Raw genomic sequence first — 19,844 nt, forward strand, 5'->3', positions numbered from 1 at the left:
GTCTCGTCTGCCTCGGCGAGATCGGCGTACTGCTGCTCGTCGCCCTGCTCGGGCGGGGTGCCCGGGGCACCGGCGCCTACAGCGGCTCGACGCCGGGCGGGAGCTCGCCCTCGGTGCTCGCGTCCCGGACGTACTCCAGGAGGATGCGGCGCAGCTCGCGGCCCGCGTGGGTGGGCACCACGTCCCGGCGCCGCGCGACCGCGATCGTGCGGGTGACGCCGGGCGGGGCGAGCCGGGTGATCCGCACGCCCGGCCGGCGGGCGACGACGATGCCGGGCACCAGCGCGATGCCCAGCCCCGCCTCGACGAAGCTGAGCACGGCGTCCATCTCGCCGCCGTCGACGGCGATGGTCGGTTCGAAGCCGGCGTCCCGGCAGGCCTGGAGGGTGGCGTCGCGCAGGTCGTAGCCCTCCCGGAACATCACCATCGGCTGGTCGCGCAGGTCGGTGATGCGCAGCTGCCCGGTGACCGTGGCGGCCGGCAGCTCGGCGACGGAGGCCACCACCAGGCTCTCCCGCAGGATCGGGTCGGCGCGCAGGCCGGGGTCGGTGCCCTGGGCCGGCATGATGATCAGCGCCAGGTCCAGGTCACCGCGGAGCAGGTCGCGGACCAGGTCCTGCGAGCCGCCCTCCTCGACCCGCAGGTCGACGGTGGGGTGCGCGTCCCGGAAGCGACGCAGCACCGGCGGGGCGAGCGACGTGGCGAGGCTGGGGGTGGCGCCGAGGCGTACCCGGCCCCGCCGCAGCCCCACCAGTTCCTGCACCTCCCGGGTGGCGGTGTCGACGTCGGCGAGGATCCGTTTGGCCAACGGGAGGAGCACCTCCCCGGCGGTGGTGAGGGCAATGTTGCCCCTTACCCGTTCGAAGAGGGGCGCCCCGAGGTCGGCCTCCAGGGCGTGAATTTGCTTACTCAGCGAGGGCTGGGTTATGCCGACGATGTCGGCCGCCTGGGTGAAATGTCGTACTTCGGCCACCGCCACGAAGTACCTCAGCTGATGGAGCTGCATCTACATAGCTTACGGCTATCAAGACTGCGAGGTCGATGCATTGGACGACTGATCAAACTGCTCCTAGCGTCGGCCCTGTGGTAGTCACGAGAACGCGGTCGCCCATCCGTTCCAATGTCGGTCTCAAGGCCGTCATGGCGGTGACGGGCATCATCCTGGTGCTGTTCCTCATCGCACACATGCTCGGCAACCTGAAGGTGTTCACGGGGGAGACCTCGTTCGACCACTACGCGCACTGGCTGCGCGACATCGGCAAGCCGCTGCTGCCGGGCGTCTGGTTCCTCTGGATCCTGCGGGCCGTCCTCGTCGTCGCCGTGGTGGGGCACATCGCCGCCGCCACCGCGCTGGCGCTGCGCGCCCGAGCCGCCCGCCCGGTCCGGTACGCGCACCGCGCGAAGGTCCAGGGCAGCTACGCGGCCCGCACCATGCGCTGGGGTGGGGTGATCATCCTGCTCTTCGTCATCTACCACCTGCTGGACCTGACCACCGGTCACCTGAACCCGGTCGGCGACCCGAGCAACCCGTACTCCAACGTGGTCGCCGACTTCGCGCCGGAGCGCTGGTACGTCACGCTCTTCTACACCCTGGCGATCGTCTCGCTCGGCTTCCACCTGCGTCACGGCGCCTTCAGCGCCTTCCGGAGCCTCGGTCAGCAGACCCCGAAGGGTGAGCGTCGCGCCCGTACCGCCGCGCTGGTCTTCGCCGTCGCCCTGTGCGCCGGCTACCTGGTGGTCCCGTTCGCCGTACTCACCGGATTGGTGGCCTGATCATGGATCTCTACACCGAGGGCGACCCGATCGCCGACGCCAAGGCTCCCGACGGCCCGATCGAGACCCGCTGGGACCGTCGCCGCTTCGACGCGAAGCTGGTCAACCCGGCCAACCGCCGGAAGATGACGGTGATCGTCGTCGGCACCGGCCTGGCCGGCGGCTCCGCCGCCGCCACGCTCGCCGAGCAGGGCTACCGGGTCAAGTCCTACTGCTACCAGGACAGCCCCCGGCGGGCGCACTCGATCGCCGCCCAGGGCGGCATCAACGCCGCCAAGAACTACCGCAACGACGGCGACTCGGTGCACCGCCTCTTCTACGACACCGTCAAGGGCGGCGACTTCCGCTCCCGGGAGTCGAACGTGCACCGGCTGGCCGAGGTCTCGGTCAACATCATCGACCAGTGCGTGGCGCAGGGCGTGCCGTTCGCCCGCGAGTACGGCGGCCTGCTCGACACCCGCTCCTTCGGTGGCGCCCAGGTACAGCGCACCTTCTACGCGCGGGGCCAGACGGGCCAGCAGCTGCTGCTCGGGGCGTACCAGGCCCTGGAACGGCAGATCGGCCTCGGCAACGTCGAGATGAACTCCCGGCACGAGATGCTGGAGCTGATCGTCGTCGACGGCAAGGCCCGCGGCATCGTGGTCCGGGACCTGGTCACCGGTGAGATCACCACCGAGTTCGCCGACGCGGTGGTGCTCGCCTCCGGCGGCTACGGCAACGTCTTCTACCTCTCCACCAACGCCAAGGGCTGCAACGTCACGGCCACCTGGCGGGCGCACCGCAAGGGGGCGTACTTCGCCAACCCCTGCTACACGCAGATCCACCCGACCTGCATCCCGGTCTCCGGCGACCACCAGTCCAAGCTGACCCTGATGAGCGAGTCGCTGCGCAACGACGGCCGGGTCTGGGTGCCGAAGGCCAAGGGCGACGACCGCAACCCGAAGGACATCCCCGAGGACGAGCGGGACTACTACCTGGAGCGGATCTACCCCTCCTTCGGCAACCTGGTGCCCCGCGACATCGCCTCCCGCGCCGCGAAGGCGGTCTGCGACCAGGGGCGGGGCGTGGGCCCGGGCGGGCTCGGCGTCTACCTCGACTTCGCCGACGCGATCGGTCGGCTCGGCCGCAAGGCCGTCGAGGCCAAGTACGGCAACCTCTTCGAGATGTACGAGCGCATCACCGGCGAGGACCCGTACGAGGTGCCGATGCGCATCTACCCGGCCGTGCACTACACGATGGGTGGGCTGTGGGTCGACTACGACCTCCAGTCGACGATCCCCGGTCTGTTCGTGATCGGCGAGGCCAACTTCTCCGACCACGGCGCCAACCGGCTCGGCGCGTCCGCGCTGATGCAGGGCCTCGCCGACGGCTACTTCGTGCTGCCGAACACCATCGCCAACTACCTGGCGGCCGGCCCGTTCGAGAAGGTCGACGCCAGCCACCCCGCGGCCGTCGAGGCGCGCCGCGACGTGGAGGACCGGATCCAGCGGCTGCTGGCCGTCAACGGCGACCGGACCGTCGACTCGTTCCACCGCGAGCTGGGCCAGATCATGTGGGAACACTGCGGCATGGAGCGCAGTGACGCCGGCCTGCGCAAGGCGATCGACGAGATCCGCGCGCTGCGCGAGCAGTTCTGGCAGCGCGTGCGGGTGCTGGGCGACGGCGACGGACTCAACCAGTCGCTGGAGAAGGCCGGCCGGGTGGCCGACTTCTTCGAGCTGGCCGAGCTGATGTGCATCGACGCCCTGCACCGCGAGGAGTCCTGCGGCGGCCACTTCCGCGCCGAGTACCAGACGGAGGACGGCGAGGCCCAGCGCGACGACGAGCACTTCTCGTACGTCGCGGCGTGGGAGTTCACCGCGACCGGCCAGCCGTCGGTGCTGCACAAGGAAGACCTGAAGTTCGAATACGTCCACCCCACGCAGCGGAGCTACAAGTGAACCTGACCCTGCGCATCTGGCGCCAGACCGGCCCCGAGGACAAGGGTCGGATGGTGACCTACCAGGTTGACGACGTGTCGCCGGACATGTCGTTCCTGGAGATGCTCGACGTGCTCAACGAACGCCTGATCCTCGCCGGCGAGGACCCGGTGGCCTTCGACCACGACTGCCGCGAAGGCATCTGCGGCATGTGCGGCATGATGATCAACGGCCAGGCGCACGGGCCGCAGCGCGGCACCACCGCCTGCCAGCTGCACATGCGGCAGTTCTCCGACGGCGACACCATCGACATCGAGCCGTGGCGCGCCCGGGCCTTCCCGGTCATCAAGGACCTGGTCGTCAACCGGGGCGCCTTTGACAAGATCATCGCGGCGGGCGGCTACATCACCGCGCCGACCGGCAGCGCCCCGGAGGCCCACTCGGTGCCGGTGGCCAAGGCCAACGCGGACGCGGCCTTCGAGTCGGCGGCCTGCATCGGCTGCGGCGCCTGCGTGGCGGCCTGCCCGAACGGCTCCGGCATGCTGTTCACCGCCGCCAAGGTCACCCAGCTCTCGCTGCTGCCGCAGGGCCAGCCGGAGCGCTACACCCGGGTGATCGGCATGGTCGACGCGCACGACGAGGCCGGCTTCGGCGGCTGCACCAACGCCGGCGAGTGCACGGTGGCCTGCCCGAAGGGCATCCCGCTGAACACCATCGGCCGCCTCAACCGCGACTTCCTCGCGGCCACCACCACGAAGCGCAGCGACAACACCCCCGGTTCCTGACCGCCCAGGCCGGACGACGGGCCGCCGCACCCCCACGGGTGCGGCGGCCCGTCGGCGTCTGGGCCCCGCCGCTGTGCGGCGCCTCCGGACCCGCCCGGTTCAACGCCCGCCGCGCGGGTAGCAGCCGGGAGGAGAACTCCGACGGAGGGAACCGGACATGAAGGCTTTGACGTGGCAGGGCAGGCGGGACGTACGGGTCGAGGAGGTGCCCGACCCGCGGATCGAGGAGCCGACCGACGCGATCGTCCGCATCACCTCCACCGCGATCTGCGGCTCGGACCTGCACCTCTACGAGGTGCTCGGGCCGTACCTGAAGCCGGGGGACATCCTCGGCCACGAGCCGATGGGCGTCGTCGAGGAGGTCGGCTCCGGGGTGACCCGCCTCAAGCCCGGCGACCGGGTGGTGGTGCCGTTCAACATCGCCTGCGGACAGTGCTGGATGTGCCGACGGCAGCTCTACGCGCAGTGCGAGACGACCCAGGTCCGCGACGAGGGCAAGGGCGCCGCCCTGTTCGGCTACACCTCGCTCTACGGTTCCGTCCCGGGCGGGCAGGCCGAGTACCTGCGGGTGCCGCACGCCGACTTCGGCCCGATCGTCGTCCCCGCGCACGGGGCCGACGAGCGCTGGCTCTACCTCTCCGACATCCTCCCGACCGCCTGGCAGGCGGTGAAGTACGCGGACACCCCACCCGGCGGCACCCTGGCCGTCTTCGGCCTCGGCCCGGTCGGCCAGTTCTGCGCCCGCGTCGCCCGGCACCTCGGCGTCGACCGCGTCATCGGCCTCGACCTCGTCCCGGAACGCCTGGAGCTGGCCCGCCGGCACGGCGTGGAGGTCCTCGACGTCCGGGAGCTCGACGACGTCCCGGGCGCCCTCGTCGACCTCGTCGACGGCCGCGGCCCGGACGCGGTGATCGACGCCGTCGGCATGGAGGCGCACGGCTCCCCCACCGGCAAGCTCGCCCAGGCCGCCGCCGGCCTGCTGCCCGACCGGGTCGCCCAGAACATGATCGACCGGGCCGGCGTGGACCGGCTCAGCGTGCTGCACGCCGCCCTCAAGGCCGTCCGCCGGGGCGGTACCGTCTCGCTCTCCGGCGTGTACGGCGGCGAGCAGGACCCGATGCCGATGATGGAGATGTTCGACCGGGGCATCCAGCTGCGGATGGGCCAGTGCCACGTCCGCCGCTGGGTCGACGAGATCCTGCCGCTGCTCGACCGCGACGACGACCCGCTGGGCGTGGAGGACCTGCGCACCCACCGGATGCCGCTGGCCCGGGCACCCGAGGCGTACGAGATGTTCCAGCAGAAGCGGGACGGCTGCGTCAAGGTGGTGCTCGAACCGTGAGCCGGGTGGTGGTGCTCGTCGGCGCGACCAGCGGAATCGGGCGCGCCGCGGCCCGGGCGTTCGCCGAGCGCGGCGACCGCCTGGTCCTCGCCGCCCGCGCCCCACGCACCCTCGCCGACGTACGCGACGAGTGCGTGGAAGCCGGCGCCGAGGTGCTCACCGTGCCCACCGACGTCACCACCCCCGGTGCCCTCGACGCGCTGGCCGACGCGGCCGTCGACCGGTTCGGCCGGATCGACGTCTGGGTGCACACCGCGGCGGTCACCGCGTACGGGCGGTTCGAACAGCTGCCCGCCCGCGTCTTCGACCAGGTGGTCCGCACCGACCTGTTGGCCGTCGCCGAGGCGGCCCGGGTGGCGCTGCGCCATTTCCGGGCCGCCTCGGCGGGCACGCTGATCCTCACCGGGTCGGTGCTCGGGCACATCACCGCGCCGTACCTGAGCAGCTACGCGACCGCCAAGTGGGGGCTGGCCGGGCTGGTCCGGACCCTCCAGCAGGAGCTGCGCGACGACGCCGACATCCACGTCTGCCTGGTCTCCCCCGGCAGCGTGGACACCCCCATCTACCAGCGGGCGGCCAACCACGCCGGCCAGGTCGGGCGGCCGCCGCCGCCGATCGCCTCCGCGAAGCGGGTGGCCCGGGCCGTCGTGGACTGCGCCGACCACCCCCGTCGGGAGGTGTCGGTGGGCCCGTTCAACGGCCTGATGCGGGTCGGTTTCACGCTCCTGCCCGGGGTGTACGACGCCCTGGTGGGCCCCCTCATGCGACGGCTGGGGCTGGACGACACGGCCGTCGACCCGCACGACGGCGTCGTCTTCGCCCCGGACCCGACCAGCGAGGCCGTCCGCGGCGGCTGGCTGCCCGACCTCGGGCGGGTGCTGCGGGCCGCCGGCAACCTGCCCGGCCAGGTCGGCGCGCTGGTCCGGCGACCCGCCCGGTGAGCCGTCGGCGGGATCACCGGCGTCGATCGGTTCGCCTAGGGTGGTGGGCCGGAGAACCCTCCGGCGCACCACGACGGGAGAGACGATTGACTATCAGGGTGAACCGTAGGACCGCGCTCGGGCTGGGCACGGTGGCCACCGCCGGCACCGTCCTGGGCACCGCCGCCCCGGCGTCCGCCGAGGCCGAGGTGCCCGCCGCCACCCCGCAGCAGGTGGCCCGCCGGGTGGCCCGGGCCTACCAGCGGGAGACCACGCGGGCCGGCGGCAACTGGCAGGCGTACGTCAGTGTGGCCGACAGCGCCGGCGAGACACCCGTGGTGGCCGTGGCCGACGATCCCGACCTGCGGATCGAGGCGTACAGCGTCAACAAGATCGCGGTTGCCACCGCCGTGCTCGACAAGGTCGACCGCGGCCTGCTCGCGCTGGACCAGCGCGTCGACGTGACCGCCGCGATCGTGGTACCCGGCGGCGACGGCATCTTCAGCCTCGACAACGCCTACCCCAGCTCGGTCACCCTGGGGCACGCGCTCGCGGCGTTGCTGACCGTCTCCGACGACACCGCCGTACGCCTCTGCGGCCTGGTCTGCCCGGCCGCCGAGCTGAACGCCATCCTGGTCGCCAAGGGCTTCCCGAACACCCAGGTCGAGCCGGTGGCCAACCCCAACCGGTTCTTCCTCGGCACCAGCACCCCCCGCGAGACCCACGAGCTGCTGCGCGCCCTGGTGGCCGGCACGCTGCTCTCCCCCGCCGCCACGACCTTCCTGCTCAACCTGCTGCGCTCCCCGATCGCGTTCACCGACGGGATCCGGCGCGAGATGTCGTCCGCCGAGCGCGCCCGGGTCGCCACGAAGGCCGGCTGGTTCGGCACCGCGCGGCACGAGGCCGGCATCGTCTTCGACGCGGCGGGCGCGCCCCTGCTCACGTACGCGCTCTTCGCCGACGGCCAGGCCGACCCCGACAACTTCGGCGCCACCCACCCGGCCGTGCAGGCCCGGGCCCGCCTCGGCCGGGTCTTCCTGGACGCGACGTCCCGCCTGGCCGGCACGGGGGCCCGCCACCGGCTGACCCGGCAGCGGCCCAGCAACGGGGGCTGACCCAGCCCCCGGTCGCACCGTTCGGGCCGCCTCACCGCCGCCGCGCGCCGGGTTCCCCGGAGCGCGGCGGCGCCCGGTGACTACGGTGTATGCGGGACGAGCCGGAGGGGACCACCATGCGCGGATCAGCGGAACGACCGGATCAGGAACGGGCCCTCGGCCGGCGCCTCGGTGGGTTGGCCGGCGTGGCCGCGCTCGCCGGCCTGGCCTGGGTCGCCCGCGACATACCGCTGGCCCTGGGCGGCCGGCTGGTCGGGCGCCGGGCCGAGCGGGCGGCCCGGTCGCCACAGTTCCGCGACGGCACCTTCCACAACGTCGCCGGCGTCCGGTCCACCCTCGCCGAGCCCGGGCGCAACCTGGTCTGGGAGCTGCTCTTCGGCAAGCAGAAGCGCCGGCCCGGCAGCGCCGTGCCGCTGCTGCGGCCGACCGCGGCGCCCACCATCGGCGACCCGGCCCGGGAACTCAACATCGTCTGGTACGGCCACGCCTCGGCGCTGATCGAGATCGAGGGCCGCCGGGTGCTGCTCGACCCGGTGTGGAGTGAGCGCTGCTCGCCGTCCGCGCTGGTCGGCCCGCGCCGGCTGCACGAGCCGCCGGTACGCCTCGACGAGCTGCCGCCGCTGGACGCGATCCTGATCTCCCACGACCACTACGACCACCTCGACCTGCCCACCGTGCGGGCGCTGCTGGACGGCCAGTCCGCCCCGTTCGTCGTGCCGCTGGGCGTCGGCGCGCACCTCGACCGGTGGGGCGTGCCCGAGGAGCGGATCGTCGAGCTGGACTGGTCGGAGAGCCACCGGGTGGCCGGGCTGGAGCTGATCGCGACGGCCGCTCAGCACTTCTCCGGTCGCGGGCTGCGCCGTGACGGCACACTGTGGAGCTCCTGGGTCATCGCCGGCGCCCACCGCAAGGTCTTCTACACCGGCGACTCCGGCTACTTCCCGGGCTACACCGCGATCGGCGCCGAGCACGGGCCCTTCGACGTGACGCTGATGCAGATCGGGGCGTACGACCGGGCCTGGCCGAGCATCCACATGTACCCGGAGGAGGCGGTCACCGCCCACCTCGACCTGCGTGGTGGGCTGCTCGTCCCGGTGCACTGGGCGACGTTCAACCTCGCCCTGCACGACTGGTCGGAGCCGGTGGACCGGCTCTGGGCCGAGGCGAAGGCCCGGGACGTGCGAATCGCCGTACCCCGGCCGGGCGAACGGGTCGTCGTGGACGACCCGCCGGCGGTCGACGGCTGGTGGCAGTCGGTGGCCTGAGGCCGACAGCGGCCCGCGGAGGGCGGGCGTCGGCGGGCGGGTCAGAGGACGAACGCGTCGGTCCAGAGGGCGCCGGACCGGCCGGACAGCGCGTCCAGCAGGGCCACCGCCTGGCCGTCGGTGAGCTGCGCGACGAAGTCGATGATCGCCCGGCCCCGGGCCCGGCCGATCCGGTCCGGCGTGCGTGGGTGCAGTTCCGCCTCGGCCAGCTCTACCAGGTCGTGCAGGCGCCGCGGCAGCCGGGACTCCTCCTCCGGGTCGAGCAGCCACTCCCAGAGCGCCTCCACCAGGGTGCCCAGCAGGCGGGCCTGCCCACGCTGGTGCAGGGCGAGGTCGGGGCGGGCCAGCACGAACCGGTGGTGCACGAACTTGAGCACCTGCACCTCGTGCCACTGCGCCGGGGCGAGCAGCACGTGGCCGGAACGCACCGACGGGTGCGCGGTCACGGTGACCGCCTCGACGAACCGGGTCGACCAGCGCGCGGAGAACCGGGCGACGTACTGCTCGGCCTCGATCGAGCCGTCGAACGGCACGGCGAGCAGCCCCTCGGCCAGCTCGGCCCGGACGTGCTCGACGGCGGCGGCGAACGCGTCGTCGTCGGCCACCCAGGCGTCCTTGCGGTGCAGCTGCCGGCGCAGCCGCTCGATCGCGGCGCCGGGCCGGCGGGCCGCGGTGCCCAACGCGCGGTCGGTGATCGCCCGGAACTGGCCGGCCTCCCGCTGCCAGGCGGTCAGCTCGGCGGAGACCGCGCCCTGCTGGAGCACCCCCACCCGGTAGAAGTCCTCCACGTCGTGGATCGCGTACGCGATGTCGTCGGCCGTGTCCATCACCGACGCCTCGACGGTCTGCTGCCAGTCGGGGATGCGGCCGGCGAACGGCTCCCGGGCCTGCCGCAGGTCGTCGATCTCCGTGCGGTACGCCCCGAACTTCGACGAGCCGCTCTCCGGGTCGTCCGGTGGGGCGCTCGCCCCGCGGGGCGGCGGGTCCATCAACCGAGGGTGCGGGTCGGGATGGTCGAGCCGGGTCCACGGGTACTTGAGCATCGCCGCCCGCACCGCCGCGGTGAGGTCCAGACCGGTGGTGGCCGCGCCGCGGATCTCGGTGCTGGTGACGATCCGGTACGACTGCGCGTTGCCCTCGAAGCCGTCGGGCAGGCCGAGCCGCTGCCGGGCCAGCCGGTCCAGCACCCGCTCACCCAGGTGACCGAAGGGCGGGTGGCCGAGGTCGTGGGCGAGCGCGGCGGCCTCCACCACGTCCGGGTCGCAGCCGCCGAGCGAGTCCAGCAACGCGCGCCGGTCCTCGTCGGCGATGAGCCGCTCGGCGATCGCCCGGGCCACCTGGGCGACCTTCAGACTGTGGGTGAGCCGGTTGTGCACCAGCAGGCCGGACCCGACCGGGCTGATCACCTGGGTGACCCCGCCGAGCCGGGCGAAGAACGGCGAGCCCACGATCCGGTCCCGGTCCGCGCGGAACGGGTCCGCCGCGAGGTCGCCGAGCGTGCGGGCGCTGCCGCCGAAGAGCCGCCGGACACGCGGCTCCACAGGTGGTTCCATGATCGCCACGCTAACCCGGCACAATGCTCGGCGGAAACCACTCCCGAAGGCGGATCGAGATCGTGACCCTCTCTGTTCATCAGCGCATCGCCGAGGAGCTCGGCGTGGCCGAGCGGCAGGTGCGGGCTGCCGTCGAGCTGCTCGACGGCGGCGCCACCGTGCCGTTCATCGCCCGCTACCGCAAGGAGGCCACCGGCCTGCTCGACGACACCCAGCTGCGCACCCTGGAGGAGCGGCTGCGCTACCTGCGCGAGCTGGACGAGCGCCGGGCCGCGGTGCTGGAGTCGATCCGGAGCCAGGGCAAGCTGGACGAGGCCCTCGAAGCCCAGATCATGGCGGCCGACTCGAAGTCGCGGCTGGAGGACATCTACCTGCCGTACAAGCCGAAGCGGCGCACCCGCGCGCAGATCGCCCGGGAGGCCGGGCTGGAGCCGCTCGCCGAGACGCTGCTGGCCCACCCGGGGCAGGACCCGCGTACCGTCGCCGCCGGCTTCGTGGACGCGGAGAAGGGCGTCGCCGACGCCGCGGCCGCGCTCGACGGCGCCCGGGCCATCCTCATCGAACGCTTCGGCGAGGACGCCGACCTGATCGGCACCCTGCGCGAGCAGATGTGGTCGCGGGGCCGGCTGGTGTCCCGGGTACGCGACGGGCAGGAGTCGGCCGGCGCCAAGTTCGCCGACTACTTCGACTTCGCCGAGCCGTACCCGAAGCTGCCGTCGCACCGGATCCTCGCGATGTTCCGGGGCGAGAAGGAGGGCGTGCTCGACCTGACCATGGAGCCGGACGAGGCCGGCGAGGCCGACGCCGCCCCGACCGGTCCGAGCCGCTACGAGGCGGCGATCGCCGGTCGGTTCGGCATCAGCGACCAGGGGCGGCCGGGCGACCGGTGGCTGGCCGACACGGTCCGCTGGGCGTGGCGCACCCGCATCCTCATCCACCTCGGCGCGGACCTGCGGATGCGGCTCTGGCAGGCCGCCGAGGAGGAGGCGGTACGCGTCTTCGCCACGAACCTGCGCGACCTGCTGCTCGCCGCACCCGCCGGCGCCCGCCCCACCATGGGCCTCGACCCCGGTCTGCGTACCGGGGTGAAGGTGGCCGTGGTGGACGCCACGGGCAAGGTCGTCGCCACCGACACCATCTACCCGCACGAGCCGCGCCGGCAGTGGGACGCCTCCGTCGAGACCCTCGCGCGGCTCGCCGGAGCGCACGGCGTGGAGCTGGTGGCGATCGGCAACGGCACCGCGTCGCGGGAGACGGACAAGCTCGCCGGTGACCTGATCAAGCGGCACCCGCAGCTCAACCTCACCAAGGTCGTCGTCTCCGAGGCGGGCGCGTCGGTCTACTCGGCCTCCGCGTACGCCGCGCAGGAGCTGCCCGGCCTGGACGTCTCGCTACGCGGCGCGGTCTCCATCGCCCGACGCCTGCAGGACCCGCTCGCCGAGCTCGTCAAGATCGACCCGCGGTCGATCGGGGTCGGCCAGTACCAGCACGACCTGTCCGAGGTGAAGCTCTCCCGGTCGCTGGACGCCGTGGTGGAGGACTGCGTCAACGGCGTCGGGGTCGACGTGAACACCGCGTCCGCTCCCCTGCTCACCCGGGTCTCCGGCATCGGTGCCGGGCTGGCCGAGAACATCGTGCTGCACCGGGACGCCAACGGGCCGTTCCGCTCCCGCGCCGAACTGAAGAAGGTGGCTCGGCTCGGCCCGAAGGCGTTCGAGCAGTGCGCCGGCTTCCTGCGCATCCCCGACGGCGACGACCCGTTGGACTCGTCCAGCGTGCACCCCGAGGCGTACCCGGTGGTCCGCCGGATCCTCGCCACCACCGGGCAGGATCTGCGGTCGCTCATCGGGAAGTCGACGATCCTGCGCGGGCTGAAGGCCACCGACTTCGTCGACGAGACGTTCGGCCTGCCCACGGTCACCGACATCCTCGCCGAACTGGAGAAGCCCGGGCGTGACCCGCGACCCGAGTTCCGCACCGCCACCTTCGTCGAGGGCGTGGAGAAGATCTCCGACCTGACGCCGGGCATGGTGCTGGAGGGTGTGGTCACCAACGTCGCCGCGTTCGGCGCGTTCGTCGACGTCGGCGTCCACCAGGACGGCCTGGTGCACGTGTCGGCGATGTCCCGGAACTTCGTCAAGGACCCGCGCGAGGTCGTCAAGTCCGGCGACGTGGTGAAGGTCAAGGTGCTCGACGTCGACGTGCCGCGCAAGCGCATCTCGCTGACCCTGCGCCTGGAGGACGACGCCGAGGCGGGAGCCGGACGCGGCGGCCCGGAGGACGGTCGTCGGGAGCGCGGCCCACGAGGCGGGCAGGGCGGCCGGGACGCCGCACGGGGCGGCCAGGGCGGCGGACGCGGTGGTCAGGGCGGCGGACGCGGTGGTCAGGGCGGGGGCGGCCAGGGCGGCGCGGCCCGGACGGTTCAGAGCGGCGGGCAGGGCGGCAGACGCGGTGGTCGGGACGCGCAGGGTGGCGGCCGAGACGGTGGGCAGCCGCGGCAGGGCCGAGGGGGTACGCCGCCACCGGCCAACGACGCCATGGCCGACGCCCTGCGCCGGGCCGGTCTGATCTGACCTCGCCGATCCCGCCGGCCCGGCCGCTCGGGACCGATCCGCAGCCGAGCGCGCCGCGGCTGGTGGTCGGAGCGGGCGGTCGGGACGGCGGGTCGGTACCGCTGCGGGTGCCGCTCAGCCGCCCACTGGAAGCGGGCGGTGACCCTTAGCGACGGGCCCGGGTCGACCCGCCGGACCGCCGCGGGTTCCGCCGGTCCACATACCACCACCAGGACTGCTGCACCACGAGGGTGAGTAGGCCGGCCAGCACGATCGCGGAAAGGTTGATCACCAGCTGGAGCGCCGAGCCGGCCGCCTCGTGCCACACGCCGTACGCGGCGGCGACGGCGACGTTGGCGGCGGCCGGCACGGTGGTCACCGAGATCAGCACCCCGACCAGGCTGCCCGACTTCTTCGAGGTCAGGGAGAGCATCCCGGCCACCCCGGCCAGCAGACCCACCACCCAGGAGAGCGCGTCCGGCCGCCAGATGAAGTCGGTCAGCGGCCGCTCGGCCAGCAGCATGTCCCGGCTGACCAGGTCGGCGGCGGTGAGCGCCCAGGTGCTCAGCACGGTGATCAGCATGGCGGCGAGGAAGCCGACCACCAGCGCCTGCACGGACCGGCCGATGACCGCCAGGTTGCGGCGCAGCAGCGCCACGCAGAGCGCCGCGAGGGGGCCGAACTCCGGGCCGACGACCATCGCGCCGACGACGAGGATCGGTTGGTCGAGCAGCACCCCGATCCCGGCGATCATGGTGGCGACGACGATCAGCACGAGGTAGGTGGCGGAGAGCTCGGTCTGCTCGCCGGTCTTCGCGGCGATCTCGTCCCAGACCACCGCGTCCGCCCCGCTGCCGGGCGCCTTGCGGGCGGCGCGCTCCGCCGACGCGGAGATGGACAGCTCCACCTCGTCGGCCGAGATGCCGCCGTGTGCCTCCACCCCGAGTCCGCGTAGGGCGTGCAGCACCCGGTCGGCGCTCTCGCGGACCACATCGCAGAGGATGAGGTCGCCCTCGGGCCGGCGGGCGGCCCCGCTCAGCACCGCCAGGTGGGCCACGCCGGGTTCGGTGGTCAGCAGGTCCACCACCGCCGCCGACCGGTCCGCCGGGGCGATCACCCTCAGGTGCAGCACGCGCGCTCCCCCGCCCGCGCCGGCATACACATCCGGCGGGGCCGCCGCACTCTACCGCCACGAACGGGAAATCGACGATCATGGGCAGACCGAAGGCCACCGATTTCGCGGACGAGACGTCCGGCCTGCGGCGGACCGGGCGAAGCCTTCGCACCACACCGACCTCGGCCCTCGGCCAAAGGGGCGCGGGCGGCGGTGGCCGGGCGGCGGGCGTACCGTCGGGGCGTGCGTGAGGACGACGGCCTGGACTGGCGCGAGCGGCAGCGGCGGGCGGTGCTCGCCCACGCGGAGGCCGACGCCCGGCGGCGAGCGGCCGAGCACGCGGAGGCCGCCGAGATCGTGGCCTGGTTCGTGGCGGAGGCCAACCGCCGAGGGCTGCGCCCGACCCGGCTGACCGCGCGGTCCTACGACGGGCGAGGGCGGTACCGGACGCGGCTGCGCGGCTGGTACGTGGACCAGGCCCGAAGCCGAGCCGTCGACGTGGAAGGGCGCTTCCACCTGCTGACCGTGCCCGCCGGCCTGCGCGCCCGGCTGCTCGGCGCCGATCCGGAGCCCAGCCCCGCGCCGCTGATCGTCGGGGCGGGCGGCCGGGACGGCGAGTCGATCCCGCTGCGGGTCCTGCTCACCCGGCGGCTGGACGCCGGGAACCACGCCTGAGGTTCCGGCCCAGCGCTACCGCCTGACCGGGCATTCACCCTCGGTCCCGGCTGCTGTCCATCGCCCGACCGGCGGGCACTGACCTCGGCCGTCCGGCCGTCGCGGCTCTACCTGCTCGGTCCGCAGATCACTCGACCGCACACGAGGCGGCGGCGAAGCCGTGTCCAGCTGCGGAGTTTGCTGGTTGATCGGGGCGAAGCTGCCTGAGTGTCACCATTCGGAGCTGGTGCGCCGTCTGTTCCTGATAAGAACTGGTTTAGCCCTTTTGTCGTATTTTCGGAGGTCGAAGCGGTGCCGGTGCCTGGTGGTCTTGTGAACGCCTCCGATCGACCCGTTCCGCTGACCCGCTCCGACCGGGGGAAGCGGATCGTCGACGCGACGGTGGCCGCGATCCTGCTGGTGCTGGTCGCACCGATAGTCGCGGCGGTGGCGGTGCTGGTCGCCGTGGGGCTCGGTCGCCCGGTGCTGTTCCGTCAGTGCCGCAGCGGACTGCACGGCGTGCCATTCGAGGTGGTGAAGTTCCGAACCATGCGTCCGCCGGATCCCAGCCGTGGCCTGGTCGGCGACGGCGCCCGGCTCACCCCGTTGGGGCGCTGGCTGCGAGCCACCAGCCTCGACGAACTACCGACGCTTTGGAACGTGCTGCGCGGCGACATGAGTCTGGTCGGGCCGCGGCCGCTGCTGCCGGAGTACCTCGACCGCTACTCGCCGTGGCAGGCCCGCCGCCACGAGGTGCGGCCGGGTGTCACCGGACTGGCCCAGGTGCGCGGCCGCAACAGTCTGAGCTGGGAGGAGAAGCTCGACTACGACGTGGAGTACGTCGACACCCGCTGCCTCCGACTGGATCTCTCGATCCTCGTCGCGACCGTACGCACCGTGCTGCGCCGGGAGGGGATCACGGCCTCGGGAGCCGACACGGCACCAGAGTTCCTCGGCTCGCCTCACCGCCCGGCGCCGCCGCAGCGCGACCGGACAACGGTATGACGAGCCAGGGAGCCGACCCGATGACCGAACCGATCCTGCTGTCGCCACCCGATGTCGGGCCCCTCGAGGAGTCGTACCTGATCGCCGCCCTGCGCTCTGGCTGGGTCGCGCCCGCAGGCCCGGACCTGCAGGCGTTCGAACGCGACATCGCCGAGCGGGTCGGCACGGGCGGCGCGGTTGCGGTCAGCTCCGGTACGGCGGCCCTGCACCTCGCGCTGCTCGGTGTCGGCGTGAAGCCCGGTGACGTGGTCCTGGTCCCCACTCTGACGTTCGTCGCGACGGCGAACGCCGTCCGGTACATCGGTGCGCGCCCGGTCTTCGTCGACTGCGACCCGCAGACCGGCAACGTCGACGTCAGCCTGGTCGCCGACCTGATCGGACGGCTGCGCGCCCGCGGCGAGCGGATCGGAGCCGTCGTCCCGGTGGACATGTTCGGCAGTTGCGCCGACTACGACGCGTTGGTCCCGCTCTGCGCGGACGCGGGCATCCCGCTGGTGGAGGACGCCGCGGAGGCCCTGGGGGCGAGCCACCGAGGCGGCCCCGCCGGCTCCTTCGGTTCGGTCGCGGCGCTCTCCTTCAACGGCAACAAGATCATGACCACCTCCGGTGGCGGGATGCTGGTCTCCGACGACGGGGAGCTGCTCGCCCGGGCACGGCACCTCTCCACGCAGGCACGGGAGCCAACGCCGCATTACGAGCACCGGGAGACCGGCTACAACTACCGGCTCAGCAACCTCCTCGCCGCCCTCGGCCGCGCCCAGCTCGTCCGGTTGGACGGAATGATCGCCCGGCGCCGCCAGCTCCGCGACCGCTACGCCAAGCTGTTCGCCCCGGTCCCGGGAGTCCGGCTGCTCGGCGCCGAGGACGCCGAGTCGAACTGCTGGTTGACCGTGATCACGGTCGAGCAGCGGCGGAGCGGCTGGCATGCCGCGGACCTGGCCGTCCACCTGAGGGAGCGGGACATCGAGACTCGGCCGGTCTGGAAACCGATGCACCTGCAACCCGTGCACGACGGGGCCGAGAGCGCACTCACCGGCGCGGCGGAACGGCTCTTCGCCGACGGACTCACCCTGCCGAGCGGGAGTGCGCTGACCGAGCCCCAGATCGCCCGGGTGCTCGCCGCGGTCGACGAGTTCCTCAGCGTACGGACCGGAGGGCCAGCGGCGTGACGACCGGACTCGTGGTGATCGGCTGCGGCGGGCACGGGCGGGAGGTGCTGACGATCGCCCGGGCGATGAACGACGCCGCCCTGCTGCCGGCGTGGCGGCTGCTCGGGGTCGTCGACGACCGGCCGACGGAGGAGAACCTCAAGCGGTTGCAGCGGCTCGACGTGCCGTTCCTCGGTGACGTCGCCTGGTTGCGCGACGCGCCGCCGGACGTCCAGCACGTCATCGGCATCGGTGATCCGCGGGTGCGCCGGGCGGTGGCCCGCCGGCTCGACGGGTACCGGACGCCGGCCGCGAGCCTCGTGCACCCCGACGCCACGATCGGCTCGGACGCGCGCTGCGGGCCGGGATTCGTGGCCTTCGCCGGAGCGCGGGTCACCACGAACGTCACGATCGGCCGGCACGTGCACCTCAACCAGAACGCGACGGTCGGCCACGACAGCGCCCTTGCCGACTTCGTCGGGGTCAACCCGCTCGCCGCCGTGTCCGGTGACTGCCACCTGGGCGAGGGCGTCCTGATCGGGACCACTGCCGCGGTGCTACAGGGCCTGCGGGTCGGGCGGGACAGCACGGTCGGCGCCGGCGCCTGCGTCGTACGCGACGTGCCCGAGCAGGTCGTCGTGAAGGGCGTACCGGCCCGCTGACATCGTCACGGCAGAACGGGATATTCGGCTCATCCCAGCCGAATTCGCCCACAGATGCAGTCATAGCCTGTAACAAGGACAAGGGTTATAAACCTTCTCCTGCCCTACGGGCGGAAGCGGTCGGCAGACGAACAGGGAGCCACCCACATGCCGCAGGACATAGAGAGCAGCGAACAGACGGACCGCCGGACCCGTCGGTCCCGGGTACGTCGCCGCGCCGTCGGGTTCCTCACCACCGACACCACCGCATGGGTCGGTGGTTTCGTCGCGGCTGCGTGGACAAGGTACGAGTTCCAACTACCCCCGGGTCAGCTCGGCCGGGCGGCCGCGGTCGGCGCCGTAGCCGCAGTCGTGCACGTGGCCGTGGCGGCGCTGCGCCGGCTCTACTCCGGACGACACCCACTGGGCAGTCTCCAGGAGGTCCAGGGCGTCGCCGGCACGGCAATCGCCACCGCGGCCATCGTCCTGCTCGGCCTCCTGCCATCGCACGACCGGCCGGTGCCCGCGAGCACCCCGCTGGTCGGCGGCGCCCTCGCCCTGCTGTTCATGCTCGGCGCCCGGTTCGCGTACCGGCACCGGCGCGACCTCGCCATGCGCCCGGACGTACGGTCCTCGACGCCGGTACTGCTGTTCGGCATGGGCGACGCCGGGCAGGAACTGCTGCGCGCGATGCTCAGCGACCCACGCGGTCGCTACCTGCCGGTCGGCGCGCTCGACGACGACCCGGACAAGCACGACCTGCGCATCCGCGGGGTGCGGGTGCTCGGCGGTCGACGCGACGTGGTCTCCGCGGTCCGGCGCACCGGCGCAACGACCGTCATCTTCTCGGTAGCGAACGCCGAGGCCGCGCTCATCCGGGAGATCCGCGAGGCCACCCTCCAGACCGGGGCGGCGTTCAAGGTGCTGCCACCGGTACGGGACCTGGTGGACCACCGGATCACCGTCACCGACGTACGCGACGTGCAGATCAGCGACCTCCTCGGCCGCCGGCAGGTGGTCGGCGACCTGCCGGTGCGCGGCAACAGCCTGACCGGGCGACGGATCCTGGTGACCGGGGCCGGCGGCTCGATCGGCTCGGAGCTGTGCCGCCAGGTGATGAAGGCCGACCCGGGCGAGCTGATGATGCTGGACCGCGACGAGTCCGCCCTGCACAGCCTCCAGATGTCGCTCGCGGGACGGGCCATGTTGGACGGTCCGGAGCTGATCCTCGCCGACCTGCGCGACGACGAGGGCATCCGGCGCATCATCCGGGAACGGCGGCCGGAGATCATCTTCCACGCCGCGGCGCTCAAGCACCTGACGCTGTTGCAGCGCCACCCGGGTGAGGCCGTCATGACGAACGTCTGGGGCACGCTGTCGGTGCTGGACGCCTGCCGGGACGTGGCCAAGTTCGTGAACATCTCCACCGACAAGGCGGCCGACCCGATCAGCGTGCTCGGCTACTCGAAGCGGATCACCGAGCGGTTGACCGCCCACGCCGCGTCCCGGTTCCCGGGGACCTTCCTCAGCGTCCGGTTCGGCAACGTGTTGAGCAGCCGTGGCTCCGTCGTCACCGCGTTCCAGCGGCAGATCGAGGCCGGCAAGCCGCTGACGGTCACCCACCCCGAGGTCACCCGGTACCTGATGACCGTCCAGGAGGCCGTGCACCTGGTGCTCCAGGCCGCCGAGATCGGACGGGACGGGGAGGCGCTGGTGCTCGACATGGGTGAGCCGGTGCGCATCGCCGACCTGGCCAAGCAGATGGCCGAGCAGGCGTCCAGCTCGGTGCCGATCGTCTACACCGGGCTGCGCCCCGGCGAGAAGCTGCACGAGGACCTGCTCGGCACCGGTGAGATCGACACCCGGCCGTTCCACCCGCTGGTGTCGCACGTGGCCGTTCCCGCGCTGGACCCGATGGAGGTGGGCGGGCTCGACCCGTACGCCGAACCGGCAAAGGTGGTCGAGCAGCTCGCGCTGCTCTGCGCCCAGCCGGTCGGGCCGGTGCTGGACGGCCCGCTGGGTGTGCCGTTGTCGTCGCACTGATCCACCGACTCCGCG

General features: G+C 72.8%; 16 protein-coding genes. 13 read left to right on the forward strand and 3 right to left on the reverse strand.

The genetic code is table 11. The features are described from left to right. Positions 1-76: 76 nt before the first annotated feature. A complete protein-coding gene (locus tag GA0070620_RS11340) occupies positions 77-1,006 on the reverse strand; it encodes a LysR family transcriptional regulator (RefSeq protein WP_091589826.1) in 930 nt (309 codons plus the stop codon). 35 nt (positions 1,007-1,041) lie between these two features. On the opposite strand from GA0070620_RS11340, the gene GA0070620_RS11345 reads away from it, so the two are divergent. From GA0070620_RS11345 to GA0070620_RS11375, 7 genes are all read left to right on the forward strand, one after another. Then, positions 1,042-1,773: a succinate dehydrogenase cytochrome b subunit gene (locus GA0070620_RS11345; RefSeq protein WP_091589828.1), complete on the forward strand. Its 732-nt coding sequence runs from the start codon at positions 1,042-1,044 to the stop codon at positions 1,771-1,773. A gap of 2 nt (positions 1,774-1,775) precedes the next feature. After that, complete coding sequence (locus tag GA0070620_RS11350) at positions 1,776-3,713, forward strand: fumarate reductase/succinate dehydrogenase flavoprotein subunit (RefSeq protein ID WP_091589830.1); 1,938 nt, start codon at positions 1,776-1,778, stop codon at positions 3,711-3,713. Beyond that, positions 3,710-4,477 (forward strand): succinate dehydrogenase/fumarate reductase iron-sulfur subunit, encoded by a 768-nt coding sequence (locus tag GA0070620_RS11355; protein WP_091589833.1) that lies wholly within the window; start codon positions 3,710-3,712, stop codon positions 4,475-4,477. The genes GA0070620_RS11350 and GA0070620_RS11355 overlap by 4 nt, the downstream gene beginning before the upstream one ends. Before the next feature lie 157 nt (positions 4,478-4,634). Next, positions 4,635-5,819, forward strand: coding sequence for a zinc-dependent alcohol dehydrogenase (locus GA0070620_RS11360; RefSeq protein ID WP_091589836.1), 1,185 nt, complete (start codon positions 4,635-4,637; stop codon positions 5,817-5,819). Next, entirely contained in the window at positions 5,816-6,760 is a 945-nt protein-coding gene (locus GA0070620_RS11365) for an SDR family NAD(P)-dependent oxidoreductase (protein WP_091589839.1), read from the forward strand. Before GA0070620_RS11360 ends, GA0070620_RS11365 begins: the two co-directional genes overlap by 4 nt. A 98-nt stretch (positions 6,761-6,858) precedes the next feature. Beyond that, complete coding sequence (locus GA0070620_RS11370; RefSeq protein ID WP_231922331.1) at positions 6,859-7,854, forward strand: serine hydrolase; 996 nt, start codon at positions 6,859-6,861, stop codon at positions 7,852-7,854. 116 nt (positions 7,855-7,970) lie between these two features. Further along, positions 7,971-9,119: an MBL fold metallo-hydrolase gene (locus GA0070620_RS11375; protein ID WP_091598548.1), complete on the forward strand. Its 1,149-nt coding sequence runs from the start codon at positions 7,971-7,973 to the stop codon at positions 9,117-9,119. Between the two features lie 41 nt (positions 9,120-9,160). Here GA0070620_RS11375 and GA0070620_RS11380 read toward each other — a convergent pair whose 3' ends face one another. Then, complete coding sequence (locus GA0070620_RS11380; protein ID WP_091598551.1) at positions 9,161-10,672, reverse strand: deoxyguanosinetriphosphate triphosphohydrolase family protein; 1,512 nt, start codon at positions 10,670-10,672, stop codon at positions 9,161-9,163. Between the two features lie 62 nt (positions 10,673-10,734). Here GA0070620_RS11380 and GA0070620_RS11385 point away from each other — a divergent pair, with 62 nt between their 5' ends. After that, on the forward strand, positions 10,735-13,245 hold the full coding sequence (locus GA0070620_RS11385) for a Tex family protein (RefSeq protein WP_091598554.1): 2,511 nt from the start codon (positions 10,735-10,737) through the stop codon (positions 13,243-13,245). Between the two features lie 145 nt (positions 13,246-13,390). On the opposite strand, the gene GA0070620_RS11390 is transcribed toward GA0070620_RS11385, so the two are convergent. Next, entirely contained in the window at positions 13,391-14,356 is a 966-nt protein-coding gene (locus GA0070620_RS11390) for a DUF389 domain-containing protein (protein WP_091589845.1), read from the reverse strand. Between the two features lie 225 nt (positions 14,357-14,581). Here GA0070620_RS11390 and GA0070620_RS11395 point away from each other — a divergent pair, with 225 nt between their 5' ends. The 5 genes from GA0070620_RS11395 to GA0070620_RS11415 all read left to right on the forward strand — a co-directional run bounded on the left by GA0070620_RS11395 (position 14,582) and on the right by GA0070620_RS11415 (position 19,829). Beyond that, entirely contained in the window at positions 14,582-15,013 is a 432-nt protein-coding gene (locus GA0070620_RS11395; protein ID WP_091598557.1) for a hypothetical protein, read from the forward strand. Positions 15,014-15,325: 312 nt separating this feature from the next. Next, positions 15,326-15,997: a sugar transferase gene (locus GA0070620_RS11400; protein ID WP_269456571.1), complete on the forward strand. Its 672-nt coding sequence runs from the start codon at positions 15,326-15,328 to the stop codon at positions 15,995-15,997. A gap of 20 nt (positions 15,998-16,017) precedes the next feature. Then, on the forward strand, positions 16,018-17,166 hold the full coding sequence (locus GA0070620_RS11405; protein WP_091598563.1) for a DegT/DnrJ/EryC1/StrS family aminotransferase: 1,149 nt from the start codon (positions 16,018-16,020) through the stop codon (positions 17,164-17,166). Beyond that, positions 17,163-17,807: an acetyltransferase gene (locus GA0070620_RS11410; protein WP_091589848.1), complete on the forward strand. Its 645-nt coding sequence runs from the start codon at positions 17,163-17,165 to the stop codon at positions 17,805-17,807. Before GA0070620_RS11405 ends, GA0070620_RS11410 begins: the two co-directional genes overlap by 4 nt. A 147-nt stretch (positions 17,808-17,954) precedes the next feature. Further along, complete coding sequence (locus tag GA0070620_RS11415) at positions 17,955-19,829, forward strand: nucleoside-diphosphate sugar epimerase/dehydratase (RefSeq protein ID WP_091589851.1); 1,875 nt, start codon at positions 17,955-17,957, stop codon at positions 19,827-19,829. Positions 19,830-19,844: the final 15 nt, after the last annotated feature.

It is taken from the genome of Micromonospora krabiensis, from assembly GCF_900091425.1.
Classification (GTDB): Bacteria; Actinomycetota; Actinomycetes; order Mycobacteriales; family Micromonosporaceae; genus Micromonospora; species Micromonospora krabiensis.